The sequence below is a fragment of the Christensenella massiliensis genome (genome assembly GCF_040409835.1).
Classification (GTDB): domain Bacteria; phylum Bacillota; class Clostridia; order Christensenellales; family Christensenellaceae; genus Christensenella; species Christensenella massiliensis.
On the sequence record NZ_CP117826.1, the window covers coordinates 693652 to 714261 of the forward strand.

Sequence of the window (20610 nt, forward strand, 5' to 3'; positions counted from 1 at the left end):
ATATTATCCCTTGCAAATCGACCCATCCCCTTCTTTATTTCATGTCCACATTTCATGTCCACGATGAGTGCAAATATTACAGTATCTATTTTCGGTTTGCACTTCGGGCATGAATCAGTTTTTCTATGGAAAACGACTGACAGAATTTATCTATTTCTAAAACATACACAGAGTATTTTATCCTCTTTTTCTTTCCTTGTGCATATCCTTTCAGTACGATATTCCATTCCTGTTTTCTGTCCGTAATCATTCTCATACATATAAGCTATAGTGCGCTCATCTTTTCCATAAGCGCTCCTTTCCTGTCTCGTTTTGAGATGCTTGTAAAATCGATTCGTATATTATATCATCAATTTGATACAGGAAAAACAACCTGAAATCGATACAAGGAGGTCAGCAAAAATGAAAATTACAGATGTAAAAGGAGTGCCGCTCACAGAGGAAGAGTTGCAGGAGGCAAACGGCGGAGTCGAAGTCAATCCAGAGCATCATTGGTATGGCAACAAATATGCCGTATGCAATCAATGCGGCTGCAAGGATTGGGACATTATCGGCTGTCCGTCTGTAAACAGACTCCAGATCCGATGCAAAAAATGCGGAAATATCGAATACCGCGATATGAAATCTTAAGCTTCTATAGAGAAAAGAGCACGGATTTTAGTCCGTGCTCTTTTTCCTCTTAGGAAAGTTCCAGCTTTCCTGTATAAAGCTGATAATACGTTCCTTTCAGCTTCAGCAGTTCTTCGTGTGTACCGCGTTCGATGATCCTTCCATGCTCCAACACGATGATCGCATCGCTGTTCCGAATCGTAGAAAGCCTGTGCGCAATGACAAATACCGTTCTGCCTTTCATCAGATTATCCATACCCTTTTGTACAATCGCCTCCGTACGGGTATCGATGCTGGAAGTCGCTTCATCCAGAATCAACACAGGCGGGTTAGCGATCGCAGCCCGCGCGATTGCAAGAAGCTGTCTTTGGCCTTGTGAAAGCTCTTCCCCATCTCCGGTCAGCATGGTGTCATAGCCGTTCGGAAGCCGTTGAATAAACTGGTCCGCGTATGCAAGCTTTGCCGCTTCATATACCTCTTCGTCTGTTGCCTCCAGCTTCCCATAGCGTATATTTTCCATAATCGTTCCGGTAAACAGGTGCGTATCCTGCAAGACGATACCCAAGGAATGGCGCAGATCCGCTTTTTTGATTTTATTGATATTGATATCATCATAGCGTATCTTGCCGTCCTGAACATCATAGAAACGGTTGATGAGGTTCGTGATCGTCGTCTTACCGGCCCCTGTGGAACCGACAAACGCCAGCTTCTGGCCCGGCTTTGCATATAACGTCAAGTCGTGCAGCACCATTTTATCGGGCGTATATCCGAAGGACATATCGTAAAAACGCACATCTCCTTTCAGTTCTGTATAGGTAACAGTTCCATCCGCCTGATGCGGATGCTTCCATGCCCACATCCCGGTCCTTTCTTCGCACTCTATGATGTTGCCGTCCGCATCCTTTTTCGCATTTACCAGCGTAACATATCCATCGTCCACCTCCGGCTCCTCATCCATCATGCGGAATATCCGTTCCGCACCTGCAAGCGCCATAATAATGGCATTGAACTGCTGCGCGACCTGCATGAACGGTTGCGTAAAGCTTTTGGTAAACTGGAGATAGGCGACGATCGTACCAATCGTAAGACCGCCGATCCCCTCCAGCAGCAACACGCCTCCTAATATAGCAGTCAGCACAAAGAGGATATTCCCAATATTCCCCATGACCGGGCCCATGATACTTGCAAAGGTATGCGCCCGCGAAGAGCTATGATACCATTTCTCGTTCAGCACGTCGAATTCCTCTTCCGATTTTTCTTCGTGATTGAACACTTTGACAACACGCTGCCCATTCATTTGTTCTTCCACATATCCCGTTACATCGGCAACATCCATCTGCTGCTTTATGAAATACTTTCCGCTGCTTCCGCCCAGCTTTTTCGCGACAAGGAACATCACAAAGATCATAGCGACTGCAAGCAGGGTAAGAAGCGGACTCAGTACCAGCATGGCAATAAACGTAACAATGATCGTAATTGCAGACATCAGCACCTGCGGAACAGACTGGTTGATCATCTGCCGCAGCGTATCGGTATCATTCGTATAAAGGCTCATGATAGAACCATTGGTATGCTGATCGAAATACCTGATCGGCAAGGTCTGCATATGTTCAAACATCTCATCGCGCACCCGTTTCAGAACACCCTGCCCGATCTTTACCATCAGCCTGCTGTACAGGAAAGAGCCGACTACGCCGACGATAAAGATGCATGCCAGAACCGTGAGCGCCTGATATAGGCCTCCGAAATCCGGATCTGTCTGCCCGACAAGCGGCAGAATATAATCGTCCAGCAAATATTTCATGGAAAACGATACTGCGATCGTCGCGATCGAGCAAAGAATAATGCACACGATAACGATGACGAATTCTTTTTTATAGGTCCCCGTAACATATTTCAGCAGTCTGCCCGCTGTTTTCAGCGTATTTTTGCTCATCTTGCCCTGCTTTTTCTTATTCATCTTCAGACCTCCCCTTTACCTGCGATTCATAAACCTCACGGTAGATCTGGTTAGTTTTCAACAGTTCTTCCGAAGTACCGATTCCGTTCACTTCTCCATTATCCATAATGATGATCTGGTCTGCATCCTCAATAGAGGAGACCCGTTGAGAAATGATGATCTTTGTCGTATCCGGTATCTCTTCCCGGAAAGCTTTACGGATCAGTGCGTCCGTTTTGGTATCCACAGCGCTCGTCGAATCATCCAGAATCAATATTTTCGGTTTTTTAAGGAGTGCACGCGCAATACAAAGTCTTTGCTTCTGTCCGCCGGAAACATTGTTTCCGCCCTCCACGATCATCGTATCATAACCATTTGGAAACTCCCGGATAAATCCATCCGCCTGCGCGAGCCGGCACACGCGCTGTACCTCTTCATCGCTTGCTTCCTCGTCGCCCCAGCGGATATTATCATAAATCGTTCCGGTAAACAGTACGTTTTTCTGAAGAACTACCGCCACCTGATCGCGCAACGCTTCCAGATTATATTCCCGCACATCGACGTCGCCTACCTTAACGCTGCCCTCCGTTACATCGTAAAGCCGCGGTATCAGCTGCACCAAAGTCGTCTTAGCGCTTCCGGTTCCTCCGAATATGCCGATCATTTGGCCCGACTTAATATGCAGGTTTACATTTTTCAGCGCAAGCTTTCCGCCCTTTCCCGCATAACTGAAGTTCACATCTTCGAAATCGATATCTCCGTTTTTTACTTCTTTTACCGCATTTTCTTTATCCTGCATCTCCGGCACTTCTTTCATGACCTCTGTAATGCGGTCTGTCGATGCTTCCGCGATCATGATCATAACAAAAACGAACGATACGATCATCAGCGATATCAGTATCTGCATCGCATATACCAAAACGCTTGTCAGCTCGCCTGCTTCCATGCTTCCGCCTACGATCGCTTTTCCGCCGATCAGCACCATGATCAGGATGACCGCATACATCACGAACGTCATGACCGGCCCGTTCAGCGCGACGATCTTTTCTGCTTTCGTGAACAGCTTGAAAATCGTTTGAGAAATTTTCTGAAATTTCCGGTCTTCAAAGTCTTCCCGCACATAGGCCTTAACGACACGGGCCGCATTGACATTTTCCTGCACATCGTTGTTCAGCACATCATATTCATCAAAAACCTTGATGAAATATTTATGCGCTATCTTCGCAATGGCGATCAGTGCAATGCCAAGCACCGGTATTGCGATCAAAAACAGCAGCGCTATATCCGTATTGATACTGAATGTCATGACCATCGAAAGAATGATCATGATCGGCGCGCGGGCAAGCAGACGGATCGTGAACATATATGCCATCTGGACGTTGGTGATATCCGTCGTCATTCGCGTCACAAGACTCGGCGCTGAAAAATGGTCGATATTCTTGAAGGAAAATTCCTGTATTTTATAAAAAATATCATGCCTTAGATTTTTGCCGTAGCCTGCGCCTGCTTCCGCTGCATATTTTCCGGCCAGAGCGCCGAACAGAAGCGCAAGCATAGCCATGACAACGAGTTCGAGACCTACTTGGATGATATAATTCATATCCTGTCCCTGAATACCGGTGTCTATGATCTTGGCCATCTGGAATGGGATCAGAACCTCCATCAGCACCTCTAAAATAACAAAGACAGGCGCCAGAAACGACTGTTTTTTATATTCGCGCAAGGATCTCATCAATAATCTGTTCATATAGCTCGTTTCCCTCCTTTGATATCCTGCTTGTCCGGTTCACAGATATTTCTATAAATATGCTTCAGATAGCGGCGCAGATCATCCTGTTCCTTTTCCGTCAACCCTCGGATGAGCTCCTGTTCCATGGCGTCTCTGCACCGTATGATATCCTGAAAAAACCGTTCTTCCTGCCCCGTCAGCGAGACGATCCGCATTCGTTTGTCTTTCTCGCTTGTCGACGTTTGGATAAATCCTTTCTCCCTCAGCAGGCGAATGATGTTCACCGTCGTCGGATGTGATATCTTCATATACTCTTGTATATCCTTTTGACTCGTTATTTTTTTTCCCTCACGCAGCTTCAGAAAGCGAAGTATCTTCATTTGCTGCATCGTCAGATTGAACTCCTTGCAGTCGGCATTCGTCTTCTGACCGATTGCTTCGCTCAATATTTTTATCATCCCGCCAATACTGTGCGTATCCATCCAAAAGCCTTCCTTTTTCGTAGTGTGCTACACTTTTATTCTGTAGCATGTTACTTATTATAAAAACAATTATTTTATATGTCAATAGGATTTTTTTCGTTTTCAATACGAATAAACTGCCCTTCTATGCTTTTCTTTTTTCATAAAATAACGGGCGTATCCACGCCCGTTATCATACTATTTCCTGCGATCCTACTCCGCTTTTCGTTTGTTTTCAAAAACGCTTCCACAGCTATATCCCCACCGTTACTCCTTTCCGTTCCAACAATAGGTGCACAATTTACACGGCTCGATCCCAACCGATTTCTCCAAATCGTCCAGACGATGATACCGCAGCGAGGTGAAGTGTAATTCCTTGCATACCATATCTGTCAGGCATTCATGGCATTCGCTGTTTGGATTGGCATATTCCTGCAAAAGCTCCATAGATACGTGGTCTTCGCGCCGTGCGATCATTTTCCGCGCAATCAGAGCGAGGTCCGAAGTCGAACGCGAGAAGTTCAGATATTTACATCCGAATAAAATCGGCGGGCAGGCTGAACGCACATGCACTTCGCGCGCACCGCTCTGATACAGAAATTCCGTCGTTTCCCTCATCTGTGTTCCGCGGACGATAGAATCGTCGATCATCAGCAGCTTTTTCCCTTTGATGAGCCCTTCTACCGGAATCAGCTTCATATGCGCGATCAGATTCCTCAAATCCTGCTTTTGCGGCATAAACGATCTTGGCCACGTCGGCGTATATTTAATAAAGGGCCGCGCAAACGGAATGCCCGAGCAGTTCGCATATCCAATTGCATACGCCGTTCCGGAATCGGGCACGCCTGCCACAGAATCCGGCTGTACACTGCCCTTATCCCGCGAAGCAAGCAGCCGTCCGCTTTCATAGCGCATCTGCTCCACATTTACACCTTCGTAATAGGTCGTTGGATAGCCGTAATAGGTCCATAAAAAGGCACATATTTTCATCTCCTGCTTGGGCGGCAGGATCTGTTCTATCCCCTCCGGCGTGATCAGAACGATCTCTGCCGGTCCTAATTCCCGCACATCGTGGTAACCAAGATTCAAAAAGGAAAAGCTCTCCGATGCCACGCAGTAGCCATCCTCCGTTTCGCCAAGCACCAAAGAGGTGCGTCCGACGTTATCCCGGGCCGCATAAATGCCTTCTTTGGTGAGCACCAGCATCGTCATTGAGCCGTCTATCAGTTCCTGCGCATAACGTATTCCTTCCGCAAGCGTTTCCTGACTGCCAATCAGCGCGGCCACCAACTCCGTTGGGTTCACCTGACCGTTCCCCATTTCGGAAAACTGGGCAAAATGGTTGCTGAAGCATCTCCCGATGATCTCATCCGTGTTATTGATGCGCCCCACCGTAGCCACGGCATAGGTTCCGAGGTGAGACCGCACGGTAAGAGGCTGCGGAGCCGTATCCGAAATACTTCCGATCCCCATCGGGCCCGTCAGGTCTTCTACATCCCGTTCAAATTTTGTACGAAAAGGCGAATTTTGTATTCCGTGGATCGCCCGCAGAAATTTTCCGTCTGAATAGACCGTCATTCCTCCGCGGTATGTGCCTAAATGCGAATGATAGTCTGTTCCGAAAAACAAGTCGTAAGCACAATTCCCTTTTTTCGCCGCTCCAAATACGCCGCCCACTGCTTTTTCCTCCGTTGCATATTTTATCCATAACGATTATATCATTTTCGGCAGGCGCGGACTACACAAAAATATATTTTCTTTTCGCTATGCTGCACAGCAGCCTCCCGTTTAACGCTTCGCTTCGCAGTTTAACTTATAGTATCAACAGAAAGCAGGAGATGGAATTATGTGTACAAGTTTTACCTATCAAACACCGGAAGGCCCTAATATGCTCGCGCGTACAATGGACTTTTCGTTTGAATTAGACCCGGACGTGGTCTTGGTCCCACGAAACTATTCGTGGCGTGCAGGACCCGATGAAAAAATGTATAAGACAAAATATGCCTTTACAGGACTGGGAAGGTTTCAGGAGGAATATATCTTTGCCGACGGCATCAACGATCGCGGGCTTTGCTGTGCTGTTCTCTATTTTCCCGGTTATGCATCCTACCACGATACCATCTCGGAAGGAATGCTGAATCTCGCTCCGCACGAGGTAGTATTTTGGCTTTTATCGAGCTTTGCAAGCGTCGACGAGGTCCGCGAGGCGCTCCCAAAACTCAATATCATTGATATGCAGGTCAAAATGCTTGGGCTCACTCCGCCCTTCCATTGGATCATTACGGACAAAACGGGGGCCTGTATCGTGATAGAGCCGCTCGAAGACGGCCTTAAGATATATGATAATCCCGTTGGCGTCATGTCGAACAGCCCGGACCTTAACTGGCATCTGACAAATATTCGGAACTATATCGGCGTGCGTCCGAATCAACTCAAGCCAATCACATTGGGCGGCTATTCCTTTGCTCCGTTCAGTCAAGGCTCCGGAACGTTCGGCCTTCCGGGAGACTATACTCCGCCCTCCAGATTTCTCCGTGTCCTTTTTGGAAAAGAAACGCTCAAGCATCCGCGAACTGAAACGGAGACCCTAACTGCCGCTTTCCACATTTTAGCTTCCGTGGATATCCCAAAAGGCAGTGTTATGACCGACCGGAAGATTCCGGATTATACGCAATACTCTTCCGCTATGTTCTGTGATACGTGTACCTATTATTTTAAGACATATAATAACAGTCAAATCTGCAAGATCAGTCTGTATGATAACGACAGAAACGCGCCTGACGCAAAAATATGGAAGCTCCCACGTTCCCAGCAATTTGAAACGATCCGTATGGTCTGATGATCCGTTCCAATTTCTAACAGGCGGCGCCTGTTCCCTATAAAAACAGCCGCATTTCTCGTATAATGGCAGCACAAGGATATCCTCAAAAAATATTTCACGAAAAGAAAACCGGAGCAAGACCTGTTTTGCTCCGGTATGGGTACACCTACCAAATATGAACTCCTTGCTTGTAATAAATCGCGCCGTAGGCGCGCATCCCGCGAAAAAGCGGTAAGCAGCGAAGGCGTTGCTCGCGCGTTTACAAGCGAATAGCCGCAGCGCCGCCGGGCTTTTTGCGGTAAAGGAGCGATTTGAAAACCCGCTCGGTTTTCTGAGCGGGTTATAAATCGCGGAATCCACCGCGACGTGGTGGGGTTGACTGGGCTCGAACCAGCGACTTCCACGATGTCAACGTGGTACTCTGACCAACTGAGTTACAACCCCAAGCTTCATTACCTTTCTTATTATACATAAAATCATGTAAATTTCAAGCATTCCTTTCGAAAGATTTTCGGGTATGGTATAATAAAAACCGGAGGGATTTTTATTATGCAAATAAAGCCAAAGCAAACGATGGCACACAATAAATTATTATTGCTTTATCTGCTTCAGAAAAGCGGAATGGCTCTTTCTGAGCTGCAATTGGTCCGCATCATGGCCGAGCTTTCGTTCATGGGCTATTTCGATTTGAAGGAATGTATTTTCGAGCTTGAGCAAGGCGGACACCTCTATTCTAAAATGACCCCTCAAAATACCGTCTATGGTATTACCGAAGCGGGCGAGAATATGCTGAACGTGCTTGTGAACGATCTTCGCCTTTCTTTTCGTGAAACAGTCGATGCATATCTCAAGGAGCATCGCGGCGAGCTGGAGCTGGAATCTCAGTTAGTCGGCGAATATATCAAGCTTTCGCAGAACGAATACCGGGTCATTCTGAAAGTTCTTGAGCATGACCGCACTATCTTCGAAATCAACAGTATCGTATATTCAAAGACCGAAGCACAGAACATCGTAGATAACTGGCGAAAAAATGCGGTCAATATTTATAAAGATGTGATCCTGCGTTTAGGCTAAGCTTTCGAGCACATAGGACGCCAAATAAAAGGAGCCGCACACGACCAGCAGGCCCTTTTTTTGTTCTGCCTGCCGTCTTGCTTCCGCAAAAGCATGATCCGGCGCCTCCACCGCAGTGGAGCACTGGAAATAGGAGGCCATTTCTTTCGCCGGAAGCCCTCTTCTTTTCTCTGCACAGGTACACACAACCCTATCGGCGAAACGGCCGATCTCGTCCGCAATGCCCTGTAGGTCTTTATCCTGCATAACAGCCGTAAGGACCGTGACGTCCTCGTTGGGATAGTACTTTTCAAGCATCCGCGCCAATTCCTTTACTGCCGCCGGATTATGTGCTCCATCGATCACTATTTTTCCCTCAATCTGAGCGCGGGCGGTGATTGCAGTCCGCCGCAGCCCCTCCCGAACCGGGCTTTCCCCGATTCCTGCTTGGACGGCCGCCATAAGCGCGACACATGCATTTTCTATCTGCATGGGAGAAGCCGCCCGTATCACAAGGTCGCGATACTGTTTCCCGTCATAAGAAAAATCAAATCTTTGGCCCGCCGGCGTGCTTTCCTTCACATGTATTTTTGATTTGTCCAGCACAATAAGCTGCGCATGCTTTCCTCTGCATGTCTGCCGAATCACGCGCATCGCTTCTTCCGGCTGAGGATGAGAAAACACCGTGGCATTCGGTTTGATGATACCGCATTTTTCCCGTGCGATCTCTGTGAGAGTATTTCCGAGCACAGCCATGTGGTCATAGCTTATGGGCGTAAGCACCTGTATATCTGCCGGAACCACGTTAGTCGGGTCGAAACGGCCGCCGAGTCCGGTTTCGATCACAGCGTATTCTACCTGCCTGTCTCTAAACCATGCGAGCGCCGCATCTGTCCAGACACAAAAGAGGTGCCTGTTTCCGTCACCTCTCGCGCGCTGCATATATGCATCATATTCCGTCCGGGATATTTCCTGACCGTTTATTTTCATACGTTCGCGGGGGGAAACGATATGCGGCGATGTAAAAAGTCCGCAGCTGTACTCCCCCGCTATCATTTCGGCAATATACTGCGCCGTGGACCCCTTGGCGTTCGTTCCCGCCAAATGGATATACCGCATCTTTATTTCATTCCCTCCAAAAACGCAATGCGTTCCGACAGTTTGGTGCGCATCTCAAGATAGGTCGCAAGTTTGGCCCGTTCTTCTTCCACGACCTTGGCCGGTGCTTTTTCCGTAAAGCCCTTGTTCGCCAATTTGCCTTCTGCCCGCCTGATCTCGGTTTCATTTTTCTCCGCTTCTTTTGTGAGCCGCGCCAGCTCCTTTTCGACGTCGATCAGCTCCGCAAGCGGCATAAACGCTTCCCCGACCGCACAAACCGCGGACACGCTGTCCCGCGGGATATCTTCTTTGCTTTCCACGATCTCTACATCGCTCGCATAGGCAAGGCGCTTCAAATACTCCGAGCATTCACGGATAGCATCCGGATGCTTTGTCAGCACATTGATTTTAGCTTTAACACTCGGCGGAACATTCATCTCCGCACGCACATTGCGGATAGAACGGATCATATCCATCACGCCGTTCATCATATCCGCTTTTTCTTTTTCGCCCTCATAGGCGACGGATGGCCATGGCCCCAGCATGATCGTCTCGTCTGCTCCGGGCAAATTCGTATAGATCTCTTCCGTAATAAACGGCATGAATGGGTGCAGCAGCTTCAGCGTGTTCTCCAGTACATAAACGAGCACGCTGACCGTCGCTTTTTTCACCGCTTCATCTTCCCCGTATAGGCGCGGCTTCGCCATCTCGATATACCAGTCGCACAGCTCGCTCCACGAGAAATCATATATCTTCTGCGCGGCAAGGCCGAGGTCATATTTCTCGATGTCTGCCGTACATTCGCGGATAGCGTCGTTCAGCTTTGCAAGGATCCAGCGGTCTGCAATATCTAATTTACTCTCATTGATCGGCTCTATTGCGTCCTCTCCGATGTTCATCAGCACGAACCGCGACGCATTCCATATTTTATTGGCAAAGTTACGGGCTGCTTCTACTTTTTCCCAATAAAAACGCATATCGTTTCCCGGGCTGTTACCCACAGCAAGCGAGAACCGCAGCGCGTCCGCTCCGTATTTCCCAATCACCTCCAACGGATCGATCCCGTTCCCAAGCGACTTTGACATTTTTCGCCCCTCGCTGTCGCGTACAATGCCATGAATATCCACCGTATGGAACGGAACGTCGCCCATTACTTCGAGCCCGAAGATGATCATACGCGCGACCCAGAAAAAGATGATATCATAGCCCGTCACGAGCACATTCGTCGGATAAAAATATTCGAGCTCCGGCGTTTTGTCCGGCCAACCAAGCGTAGAGAAGGGCCAAAGCCCCGATGAGAACCATGTATCGAGCACATCCTCGTCCTGCGCGAATTCCTTACAGCCGCATTCCGGACAAGCGTCCGGCTTCTCTGCCGCTACGATGAGCTTTCCGCACTGCGCGCACGTGTAGGCTGGAATGCGGTGCCCCCACCAAAGCTGACGGGAAATACACCAGTCTCGGATATTATACAGCCAATTGAAATATATCTTTGAGAACCGTTCGGGCACAAATTTCACTCTGCCCGTTTCCACTGCTTCGATCGCAGGCTGTGCAAGCTCCTTCATGCGAACAAACCACTGCTTCGAAATGATTGGCTCAATCACAGTATGACAGCGGTAGCAATGTCCGACGTTATGCTTATACTCTTCAATTTTCACAAGCGCTCCGCACGCTTCAAGGTCTTCCACGATCTGCCTGCGCGCCTCATCGCGGTCGAGCCCAGCATACTTTCCGGCATTATCCGCCATCGTGCCGTCATCGTTCATGACGCGCACGATCGGAAGCCCGTGCCGCTCGCCCACTTCATAGTCGTTCGGGTCGTGGGCCGGCGTGATCTTCACCGCGCCGGTACCGAATTCCATATCGACATATTCGTCTGCCACGACCGGGATCGGCTTATCGAGCAGCGGCAGAATCACATTTTTTCCGACGAGGTCTTTATACCGTTCGTCCGCCGGATTGACCGCAACCGCCGTATCCCCGAGCATCGTTTCCGGGCGCGTCGTCGCAACTACGATGCCCTCTCCGCCGTCTTCGGCCCGGTAACGCATATGCCAAAGATGTGAATCCTGTTCTTCATATTCGACCTCCGCGTCTGAAAGTGCGGTCATACATTCGGGACACCAGTTGATGATGCGGTTTCCCTGATAAATAAGCCCCTTTTCATACAGGCGTACAAACACCTCGCGTACCGCTCTGCTGCAGCCCTCGTCCATCGTAAAGCGCTCCCGCTCCCAATCGAGCGACGAGCCCAGTTTTTTCAATTGCTCAACGATCCGTCCGCCGAACTCGCTGCGCCATTGCCACGCACGCTCTAAAAACTTTTCACGTCCCAGCTCCTCCTTAGACGTTCCCTCGCTGCGCAGCGCGTCTACGATCTTTACCTCCGTTGCGATGCTCGCGTGGTCTGTTCCCGGCATCCACAGCGTAGAATATCCCTGCATCCGCTTGGTACGGATGATCGCATCCTGCATCATATTATCGAGCGCATGCCCCATGTGCAGCTGCCCCGTTATATTCGGCGGTGGGATCACGATCGTAAAAGGCTTTTTGCCGTGGTCGACTTCCGCGTGAAAATATCCCTTGTCAAGCCATTTCTGATACAGCTTTTCTTCCACCTGCTTTGGGTCGTATGTTTTGCTCAGCTCTTTGCGCATTCTTCTGCCTCCAACCACTCTTAAATAAAAATCATGACAAATCCTGCAATCACAACGCAAAGACCCGCTATTTTAACAGCGATATCCGCATGCCTATGCCGCAGCCTGCCGGCGATCCATTTTGCCGCAAAGCTGAGCACCGCGCCTCCCGCCAATAAAATAAGCCCCGCGATTTGTACCGTTGTGATATTTGCAAAAAATTCCATGGCTTCTCCTGTTTACATACTTTTTTATTATACCGTTATTCCTCCCCATTAGCAAGGGAATCGGCAATTGTAAAATTTTTGTATGGCCATGATTTTCCTCGTCGTTTTTTCAGTGTTTGGGGTATAATAAAAATAAAAGATCGTATTATTCGGGAGTGTATTATGGCGGAGAATAAATATAAGCATCTCATAAACCGTGACCTGAGCTGGATCAAATTCAACGAACGTGTCCTCGAAGAGGCTGAGGATAAATCTAATCCTCTGTTCGAGCGGCTCAACTTTATTGCGATCTATCACAGCAATCTCAGTGAATTTCTCATGGTCCGCGTCGGCGGTCTGCATGACCGGCTTCTCTTAAAAAAAGATGAAATAGATCCGCGTTCCGGTATGACGACGCTCGAGCAGCTTCGTGCGATCAACCGGGAAATACACCGCTTGACACCGCGCAAGAACAGAGCTCTGATCGAAATTCTCCGGGAATTAGAGGACTATCAGATTTTTTACCGTATGGGTGCGCATCTTACGAAATATGAAGAACGTTTTCTGGAACGCTATTTTGAGCGGAACGTGCTGCCGCTGCTTTCTCCGCACATCTTAGATAAGCACCACCCGTTCCCTTTTCTCCAAAACAATACGGTATATATCGCCGTACTGCTGAAATCAAAGGAAGGAAAAAGCCAGCTTGGCATCATTCCGGCAAGCGGATATTTCGAGCGTCTTTTGCTCCTGCCCAGCAAATATATCAAATTCACTCTGATCGAAGATTTGATCTATCATTTTGCGGAGCGTGTCTTTCCGCGGCACAAGATAGAGGCGCGCAGTATTTTTTCTATCACGCGCAACGCGGATATAGATGCCGACGAGGCTTTCTTTGATTATGATATGTCTTATCGGGATATCATGGAGATCATCGTCAAGAAACGTAAAAAACTCGAGCCTGTACGTCTTGATATCTGCCGCAGCCAAAGCGACGAGATCACCAAACGTCTGATGAAGCATCTGGGTCTCACACAGGAGGATGTATTTTTCAACGAAATGCCTACGATCCTTTCTTTCGTATCCGATCTGCGCAATCAGCTTACGGATGAAAAATATAAGCCTCTTTTTTATCCTCCCCTCGTTCCGCAGCCGTCCGGAAAGATCGATCAAAACAAGAAGCTGATCCCTCAGCTCCAGAAAAAGGACTTACTTCTTTCCTATCCCTATCAGGATATGAAGACGTTCATCCGTCTTTTGGATGAGGCGGCTGTCAATCCGAATGTCATGTCGATCAAGATCACCTTATACCGTGTAGCACGCAATTCCAAAGTGATCGACGCTCTGATACGTGCCGCAGAAAACGGAAAGGAAGTAATTACCGTCGTAGAACTGCGCGCCCGTTTCGACGAGCAGAACAACATCGATTGGTCAAAGCGGCTGCAGGAAGCCGGTGCTTCCCTTATTTACGGTATCGAGGATTATAAAGTCCATTCCAAGCTTTTGCTGATCACACTGAGGAAGAAAGATGGTTCTCTTGGCTTTATTACGCAGATCGGTACCGGTAACTATAACGAAAGTACAGCCAAGCTCTACACAGATCTTTCTCTTATAACAGCCAACGAAGAGATTGCTATGAACGCGCAGGATGTCTTTAAGAATCTGTGCATGGGGAGTCTCGTTGAAAATTCCGATATTCTGATGGTTTCCCCCTTGACGCTCAAGCAGTCCGTATTGCGCTATATCGATCAAGAAATTTTAATGGCAAAATCCGGCGCGCCGGCAGAGCTTATCTTTAAAATAAACTCGCTCAATGATACCGACATCATAAAGCGTTTGATCGCGGCGTCCGATGCAGGCGTCAAAATTAAAATGATCGTACGCGGCATTTGCTGTCTGAACGTGGAAAAGACCGGTAAAACACGCAATATTGAGATTTCAAGTATTGTCGGCCGTTATCTCGAACATTCGCGCGTTTACATGTTCGGCCCAAAAGAACGGCGGAAAATTTACATTTCTTCCGCAGATTTTATGTCGCGTAATACCGAACGGCGGGTAGAGGTCGCCGTTCCTATCCTCGATCCCGATCTTAAGGAAGAGATCGACCAATTGATCGATATCCAGCTTATGGATAATGTAAAAGCACGGCACCAAATAGGAAAAGGAGTCTATCAGAAGCTTCCCGTACCGCCGGGAGCACCGTCCGTCGACAGCCAGATCGAGCTCTTCCGGTGTGCCTATCTTGAGGCAGGCAATCCTCTTCCGGAATGGCTTGTGCGCAAGGGCTCTGTTCCCTTACCGGAGGACAGCCGCTGATGCTTTCGTAAAACCGAGCTTTTCTGCATTTTTATTCTCTTTTTGCTTTTCAGGTTCTTTTTAAAAGAACGTTATTTTGTATTTTATTTTTGCTTGACTTGTCAATTATATTCCGCTATCTTAATAATTGACTTATCAATTATTAGGAGGCTTCTATGGAAAATGCAGATTATGTCGAACGGATCGGCAGATATATCGCCATTCTTCACCGCGCGGCACAGAAATACATCAACAAAAGAATGCAGCCGTTTGGCTTCACCTCTTCGGATCATCTTTTTCTTATTCATATCTCAAAAAACGAAGGGATCAATCAGCGCTGCCTTGCGGCCATGCTGTCTATCGATGAGGCAGCGGTAACACGCGCTGTGAAAAAACTTGCAGACGGCGGATTTGTGATGCGAAAAAAAGATACGGGCGATATGCGTTCTTTTTCCCTTTTTCTCACTGAGCGCGGGCATAAAGCGATCCCTCTCCTGCTCGAAAGCTTTGAGGACTGGGACAAAGTGCTGCTCAGGGATTTTCGGCCGGAAGAGCTTTCCAGTCTGCGCGGGCAACTCGCAAAAATGGTAGAAAACGCTCTCTCACCGGAAAAGGAGGCGCGATGATGGAGCAAACGTCCAGTAACCCGCTCGGTGTAGAAAAGCCGGGGAAACTGCTCATCAAATTTGCCGTTCCAAGCATCATCGCCATGCTCGTGAGCGCTCTTTATAATATCGTGGACCAGATCTTTATCGGTCAAAGTGTCGGAATGCTCGGCAACGCTGCTACCAACGTCGCTTTTCCTCTGACGACGGTATGCACGGCGATCGCTTTGCTTCTCGGGATTGGCGGAGCCGCTAATTTCAATCTTTCCATGGGGGCAAAAAAGGAAAAGCAAGCGGCCGGATTCGCCGGCTGCGCAATCATCCTGCTCATCTCATGCGGTATCGCCCTCATGGTTGTCGTACGTATTTTTCTGGATCCAATGATGCATGCTTTCGGCGCAACGCCAGACGTCCTTGAATATGCGCTTACATACACAGGCATTACATCTTTGGGATTTCCCTTTCTGATTTTTTCGACCGGAGCGAGCAATTTGATTCGCGCGGATGGCAGTCCGAAATTCTCTATGGCCTGCGTGCTGACGGGTGCCGTCATCAACACGATACTCGATCCCTTATTTATTTTTGGTTTTGGAATGGGGATCGCAGGGGCGGCATGGGCGACGATCCTCGGGCAGATCGCTTCCGCCGTATTGGCGGCATATTATCTGACTGTCCGCTTTAAAACCGTCCGTCTCCAAAAAAGCGCGTTCCGTGCAACATGGAAAAAAAGCCGTGCAATCATGGGGCTTGGCGCCGCCGCATGCTTCAATCAGCTTGCTATGATGGTCGTTCAGATCGCTCTGAATAATGTTCTTACATATTATGGAGCTCTGTCGGTTTATGGAAGCGAGATCCCGCTTGCCGTTGTAGGGATCATTATGAAAGTCAATATGATCTTCATGTCCATCATCATCGGTATCGCGCAGGGGCTTCAGCCTATTTCCAGCTTCAACTACGGGGCGGAAAAATATGGCCGCGTACGCGAGACATACCGCAAAGCGATTACCGCTGCCACTATTATCTCTATCTGTGCATTCCTTGCGTTTCAGCTTTTCCCGCGCCAGATCATCAGCATCTTCGGTTCCGGCAGCGAGGAGTATTTCTATTTTGCCGAGCGCTGCTTCCGTATTTTCCTTTTATTTACCTTTGTAAACGGCATTCAGCCAGTTACGTCCAACTTCTTTTCCTCCATTGGAAAGGCAACAAAAGGAATTTGGCTTTCCCTGACACGCCAGATCATTTTCCTGCTCCCCCTCGTACTGATCCTCCCTATCTTTCTTGGGATAGACGGCGTGATGTATGCCGGTCCGGTTGCCGATGGAATCGCCGCACTCGTCGCGGTCCTTTTCGTTTCAAAAGAGATGAGAGCTATGAAGCGACTGGAACAGGCGAAGGCCTCCGGCCTGTAAGGGCTGGTTTTATAGAGAAAGGAGGTCTGAGCCATCCTTTCTCTATTCCTGTATATTCTTTTTATATTCTTCCAGCTTCCGGTTCAGCACTTTCCATTTCTTCCGGTTCAAATTCCAGATAATGAGCCAGATAACAGCATAGAGCGCCGTAAAGGTCACGTAATAGAGGGCAAGCCAATTCCCCAACGGAAGCCAGCCGAACCATACCATAAGCAGGGTGCAGCCTGTCATCAATACGGCAAAGTGAATCACTGTACGTATGATATAGGTTTTATTGTTCTTATCGGAGCCTACCCATAACAGCTGCACACATGCAATGAACAACGCAAGGAGCAGGTCATTTCTTATTTCAACGATCAGTACTGCATCCCAGCCTAAGGCGCAGGTTATGACCGTACTGATCGTCAATGCGATCAAAAACGCGGTGATCAATACTGTTACAAACAAACGAATCGCTTTTTTCATTTCTTTCACCTTTCCAGTCCTAACGCTTCTTTTAGTATCGGAGCATACTGCCGGGATATGATCTGCTTCTCTCCATTTTCCAATACTACCTCTATCTTCCCATTCAAAACCGGGTTCAGGCTGCGTACTTTGGCCAAGTTAATGATCGTAGACTTATTTGCGCGCAGGAAATCTGTTCTCGGAAACCGCTCTTCGATCTCATATAGCTTGAGTGCGCATTCGTATATCTCATCTCTTGTGGCGATAAATACTTTATCATCCACACTTTCAAAATAGTAAACATCTTTCGGCTCGAGCAGAAAGGTTTGACGTTCCCGGCTGCCGACAACTTTTTTTTGCGTACTGCCCGCAAGCGCAATGATTTTTGAAAGCTCATCGCTTATTTCCGGACAACGGACGATCAATTCCTCCTGCAGATACTTCGGATCGATATCGAGCGTTATTTTCATGTCGTTTCTCCTTTCCTGCTTTTGAGTATAGGAAATAAAAAAACGCGCGTCAATGCATTTTCCGCAAGCTGCATTGCGCGCGCTGTATGTTGCATATTCCGGCAGGTCTATCGTCTCCTGCTTTATCATTTCAGCAGAAACCGCTCAAGCGTCGGAACATCTTCCGCAATATACCGGCAGGTAAACTGCGCCGCATCTTCCATTTTACTGAATCCGAATCCCCAAAGTACAGCGCAGAAATCGATCCCTGCGGCTTCTGCCCCCTTTGCGTCATAATCGCTGTCTCCAACGAGCAGGCAATCCTCCGGCTTTGAATCAGTACGCGAGACCGCCTCCCGGACGATCGCCTCTTTCCCCTTGATATTGACATCTTCCGGTGCGCCGCAGATCGCATCAAAATAATCGGTCAATCCAAAATGGGCCAACGTTTTCCGTACGATCTTTTCCATTTTGACAGACGCGACTGCGCAGGTCACTCCTCCTTCACCCAAGCTTTTCAGCAATTTCTCCATACCGGGATAGATATCCGCCTCCAGCATGCCTTTTTCCGCATAGCGCTCCCGATAATGCTGTACTGCCCGCGTAGCTTGCTCGTCATCCATCCCGCATACCCCCATAAAGGAAAGCTTCAGCGGCGGCCCTATGAATTTGCGCAGAGCTGCGTCGTCCGGGATCTCAAATCCCAAATCACTGATCGTCTTTTTTGCGCAATACAATATTCCTCTGCTCGTATCCATCAAAGTGCCGTCAAAGTCAAATAATACCGTCCTATACTTCATGCCCGTTTGTCTCCACTCCCGTTGTTTTATGTTCTTCTCTTTTTATTTATTTGATCTCTAATATTCTGATGCCTTCTGCCGGGATCTCGGCCTGCACAAGCCCTTCGCGAACGGGATATATTGCTCCCGTCAGCCTGCATTCAGCGCATTCAAATTCCAACTCCCGAAAAATCAAGCGGTGTTTCTCCGGCATCAGCTCTTCCCGCGCAAAAAGGTCTATTGCTGCACGGCGCGTTTCTTTTCCCCGATTGATCAATGTCAAAAACAGGCCGTTCCGCGCAGGCATTCCAAACGCGTCTTTTCCCTCCGCACAATAACGCAGAATACCCAAAACGTTTTCCTCCTGTACATAAAATATACAGCAGCCCGTTTTGAATGCGTCGTTTTCTTTCCGCAAGAGCGCCAATGTTTTATAGTATTCCTTCATATTTCTGTCGCGCACTTCATAAGGACCCCGATTGAACGGGTCGAGCAGGCCATGCATGCCTGTCTCGTCCCCATAATAAATGCAAGGCATCCCGGGCAGCGAAAACTGGATGCCTGCAGCGAGTCTTTGCAGTCTTGCACCATATTCATCCTGTTCCTTCGATACGACAAAATGCGCTTGCTGCTCGCGCGAAAGAGAACGCGCGTCGATCCGCGTTCCAAGGACCGTCCGTATGCGGGCGATATCATGGCTGGAAAGCAGATTCATCAGGCAGTAATACATCTCGCGCGGATAATTCTGGCTTTGCCCGACTAAAAAACGTTTGAACTCCCACGCATTCTTTTTCCCCTGCAGGAATTCCGTTACCGCACCTGCAAGCGGATAATTCATGACGGAATCAAGTCCTTTACCCAGCGCATAGGTTCGGAGCTTTCCATAGCTTTGCTTGGTTGTCGCATCTTCCCAAACCTCTCCGAGCAGAAAATTGTCCGGTGCTTCCCGCTTGAGGCTCACACGCATTCTTTCGATCGTTTCATCCGGCAGCTCGTCCGCCACATCCAACCGGAAGCCGTCTGCGCCGTGCGCGAGCCATGTGGAAAATACGCTTTGCTCTCCTTCGATCACAAAATCTATCCATTCCGGCTCCGTTTCACACACCTCCGGAAGCGTCTGAAAGCCCCACCAGCATTTGTATTCATTCGGATAGTCTGTAAACCGGTACCATGAATAGTAAGGCGACGCCTTGCTCTGATAGGCTCCTATGGAATCATACCGTCCATATCTGTTGAAATAGACACTGTCATCCCCCGTATGGGAATACACGCCGTCGAGTATCACTCGTATTCCCCGCTTATGCGCCTCACGTACTAACTGCTCAAAGTCCTCTGCCGTTCCAAGGATCGGATCTACTTTTTTGTAATCCCCCGTATTATAGCGGTGGTTGGAGGCTCCCTCTACGATAGGATTAAGATAGAGCGCAGTGATTCCTATGCCGCACAGCTCATCCAATGCTTCCATGATCCCGCGGAGCGTTCCGCCATAATAATCGCATGGTTCATAATGCTCCTGTCCTTCTATCGCCTCATAGAGCACCGGCTCATTCCAGTCCTCATGCACAAGGACGTTCCGGCCAAGACTGCGGTGATAGTCTGCCCCGCGGCGGAACGTATCGCTCTCATCCCGTGCAAACCGGTCCGGAAAAATTTGATACAAATTCGCCCTCTTTGCCCAATCCGGCGTTGTAAATGCTCCATCATATACCGTAAGCTGAAACGGCGGCGGCGGATTCCGGTAGACCTCTCCCGTACCGCTTGTATATCCCGAACGGGCGCCATAATAGATACTGCAGTTTTCGTCTAAGCAGATACGAAACCAATACCAAACGAGCCCCGGTATATCCGGCGCCGTATACTCCGCCTGCCAGAATCCGTTCTCGGTTTGCCGCATTTCGACCGATTCTTCCATTCCGTCTGTCATCAGTATCAAATAGGCCTTTTTAAAATCCAGCTCATACGCCGCAAGCGAAAGACGTACCGCTGTTCCGGCGGCGACTGCTCCAAGCGGTACCCGGTATATTTCCTCGGCCGAATCATGCATCAATTGCTTTGAGAAATCGATCTCCTGCATACC

17 protein-coding genes and 1 tRNA gene are annotated in these 20610 nt (G+C 48.6%); 6 read left to right on the forward strand and 12 right to left on the reverse strand.

The genetic code is table 11. The features are described from left to right. Window positions 1-402 precede the first annotated feature (402 nt). On the forward strand, window positions 403-630 hold the full coding sequence (locus PUP29_RS03380; protein WP_079547224.1) for a hypothetical protein: 228 nt from the start codon (window positions 403-405) through the stop codon (window positions 628-630). 49 nt (window positions 631-679) lie between these two features. On the opposite strand, the gene PUP29_RS03385 is transcribed toward PUP29_RS03380, so the two are convergent. The 4 genes from PUP29_RS03385 to PUP29_RS03400 all read right to left on the reverse strand — a co-directional run bounded on the left by PUP29_RS03385 (window position 680) and on the right by PUP29_RS03400 (window position 6415). Then, window positions 680-2569: an ABC transporter ATP-binding protein gene (locus PUP29_RS03385; RefSeq protein WP_079547223.1), complete on the reverse strand. Its 1890-nt coding sequence runs from the start codon at window positions 2567-2569 to the stop codon at window positions 680-682. Beyond that, window positions 2562-4295: an ABC transporter ATP-binding protein gene (locus PUP29_RS03390; protein ID WP_079547222.1), complete on the reverse strand. Its 1734-nt coding sequence runs from the start codon at window positions 4293-4295 to the stop codon at window positions 2562-2564. Before PUP29_RS03390 ends, PUP29_RS03385 begins: the two co-directional genes overlap by 8 nt. Continuing rightward, the gene (locus PUP29_RS03395; protein ID WP_079547221.1) at window positions 4292-4759 is read right to left on the reverse strand and encodes a MarR family winged helix-turn-helix transcriptional regulator; all 468 of its coding nucleotides are present in this window, start codon (window positions 4757-4759) and stop codon (window positions 4292-4294) included. Before PUP29_RS03395 ends, PUP29_RS03390 begins: the two co-directional genes overlap by 4 nt. A 246-nt stretch (window positions 4760-5005) precedes the next feature. Continuing rightward, window positions 5006-6415, reverse strand: coding sequence for an amidophosphoribosyltransferase (locus tag PUP29_RS03400; protein WP_079547220.1), 1410 nt, complete (start codon window positions 6413-6415; stop codon window positions 5006-5008). A gap of 169 nt (window positions 6416-6584) precedes the next feature. Between PUP29_RS03400 and PUP29_RS03405 the strand changes: the two genes are divergently transcribed. Continuing rightward, the gene (locus tag PUP29_RS03405) at window positions 6585-7577 is read left to right on the forward strand and encodes a linear amide C-N hydrolase (RefSeq protein ID WP_079547219.1); all 993 of its coding nucleotides are present in this window, start codon (window positions 6585-6587) and stop codon (window positions 7575-7577) included. 349 nt (window positions 7578-7926) lie between these two features. Here PUP29_RS03405 and PUP29_RS03410 read toward each other — a convergent pair. Further along, window positions 7927-8003: transfer RNA gene (locus tag PUP29_RS03410), tRNA-Val, on the reverse strand. 105 nt (window positions 8004-8108) lie between these two features. Between PUP29_RS03410 and PUP29_RS03415 the strand changes: the two genes are divergently transcribed. Next, window positions 8109-8633 (forward strand): DUF4364 family protein, encoded by a 525-nt coding sequence (locus PUP29_RS03415; protein ID WP_079547218.1) that lies wholly within the window; start codon window positions 8109-8111, stop codon window positions 8631-8633. Here PUP29_RS03415 and PUP29_RS03420 read toward each other — a convergent pair. From PUP29_RS03420 to PUP29_RS03430, 3 genes are read right to left on the reverse strand one after another with little or no spacing between them, the layout of a single operon-like run. After that, entirely contained in the window at window positions 8625-9731 is a 1107-nt protein-coding gene (locus tag PUP29_RS03420) for a bifunctional folylpolyglutamate synthase/dihydrofolate synthase (RefSeq protein WP_079547217.1), read from the reverse strand. The two genes, PUP29_RS03415 and PUP29_RS03420, sit on opposite strands and share 9 nt — an antisense overlap. Before the next feature lie 2 nt (window positions 9732-9733). Continuing rightward, complete coding sequence (locus PUP29_RS03425; protein ID WP_079547216.1) at window positions 9734-12370, reverse strand: valine--tRNA ligase; 2637 nt, start codon at window positions 12368-12370, stop codon at window positions 9734-9736. Window positions 12371-12390: 20 nt separating this feature from the next. After that, window positions 12391-12576 carry a hypothetical protein gene (locus PUP29_RS03430; RefSeq protein ID WP_079547215.1) on the reverse strand — a complete coding sequence of 62 codons (186 nt, stop codon included), beginning with the start codon at window positions 12574-12576 and terminating at the stop codon, window positions 12391-12393. A gap of 162 nt (window positions 12577-12738) precedes the next feature. Here PUP29_RS03430 and ppk1 point away from each other — a divergent pair, with 162 nt between their 5' ends. The 3 genes from ppk1 to PUP29_RS03445 all read left to right on the forward strand — a co-directional run bounded on the left by ppk1 (window position 12739) and on the right by PUP29_RS03445 (window position 16861). Beyond that, window positions 12739-14868 (forward strand): polyphosphate kinase 1, encoded by a 2130-nt coding sequence (gene ppk1, locus PUP29_RS03435; RefSeq protein ID WP_079547214.1) that lies wholly within the window; start codon window positions 12739-12741, stop codon window positions 14866-14868. A 155-nt stretch (window positions 14869-15023) separates the two neighbouring features. After that, window positions 15024-15473: a MarR family winged helix-turn-helix transcriptional regulator gene (locus tag PUP29_RS03440; protein WP_079547213.1), complete on the forward strand. Its 450-nt coding sequence runs from the start codon at window positions 15024-15026 to the stop codon at window positions 15471-15473. Next, a complete protein-coding gene (locus PUP29_RS03445) occupies window positions 15473-16861 on the forward strand; it encodes an MATE family efflux transporter (protein ID WP_079547212.1) in 1389 nt (462 codons plus the stop codon). The genes PUP29_RS03440 and PUP29_RS03445 overlap by 1 nt, the downstream gene beginning before the upstream one ends. Window positions 16862-16903: 42 nt before the next feature. On the opposite strand, the gene PUP29_RS03450 is transcribed toward PUP29_RS03445, so the two are convergent. From PUP29_RS03450 to PUP29_RS03465, 4 genes are read right to left on the reverse strand one after another with little or no spacing between them, the layout of a single operon-like run. Then, window positions 16904-17326, reverse strand: a complete 423-nt coding sequence (locus tag PUP29_RS03450) for a DUF3021 family protein (RefSeq protein WP_079547211.1) — start codon at window positions 17324-17326, stop codon at window positions 16904-16906. Window positions 17327-17331: 5 nt separating this feature from the next. Next, window positions 17332-17904, reverse strand: a complete 573-nt coding sequence (locus PUP29_RS03455; protein ID WP_079547210.1) for a LytTR family DNA-binding domain-containing protein — start codon at window positions 17902-17904, stop codon at window positions 17332-17334. Further along, a complete protein-coding gene (locus PUP29_RS03460) occupies window positions 17901-18554 on the reverse strand; it encodes an HAD hydrolase-like protein (RefSeq protein ID WP_079547209.1) in 654 nt (217 codons plus the stop codon). Before PUP29_RS03460 ends, PUP29_RS03455 begins: the two co-directional genes overlap by 4 nt. Window positions 18555-18600: 46 nt before the next feature. Beyond that, window positions 18601-20607 carry a glycoside hydrolase family 13 protein gene (locus PUP29_RS03465; RefSeq protein WP_079547208.1) on the reverse strand — a complete coding sequence of 669 codons (2007 nt, stop codon included), beginning with the start codon at window positions 20605-20607 and terminating at the stop codon, window positions 18601-18603. Between the last annotated feature and the right edge of the window lie 3 nt (window positions 20608-20610).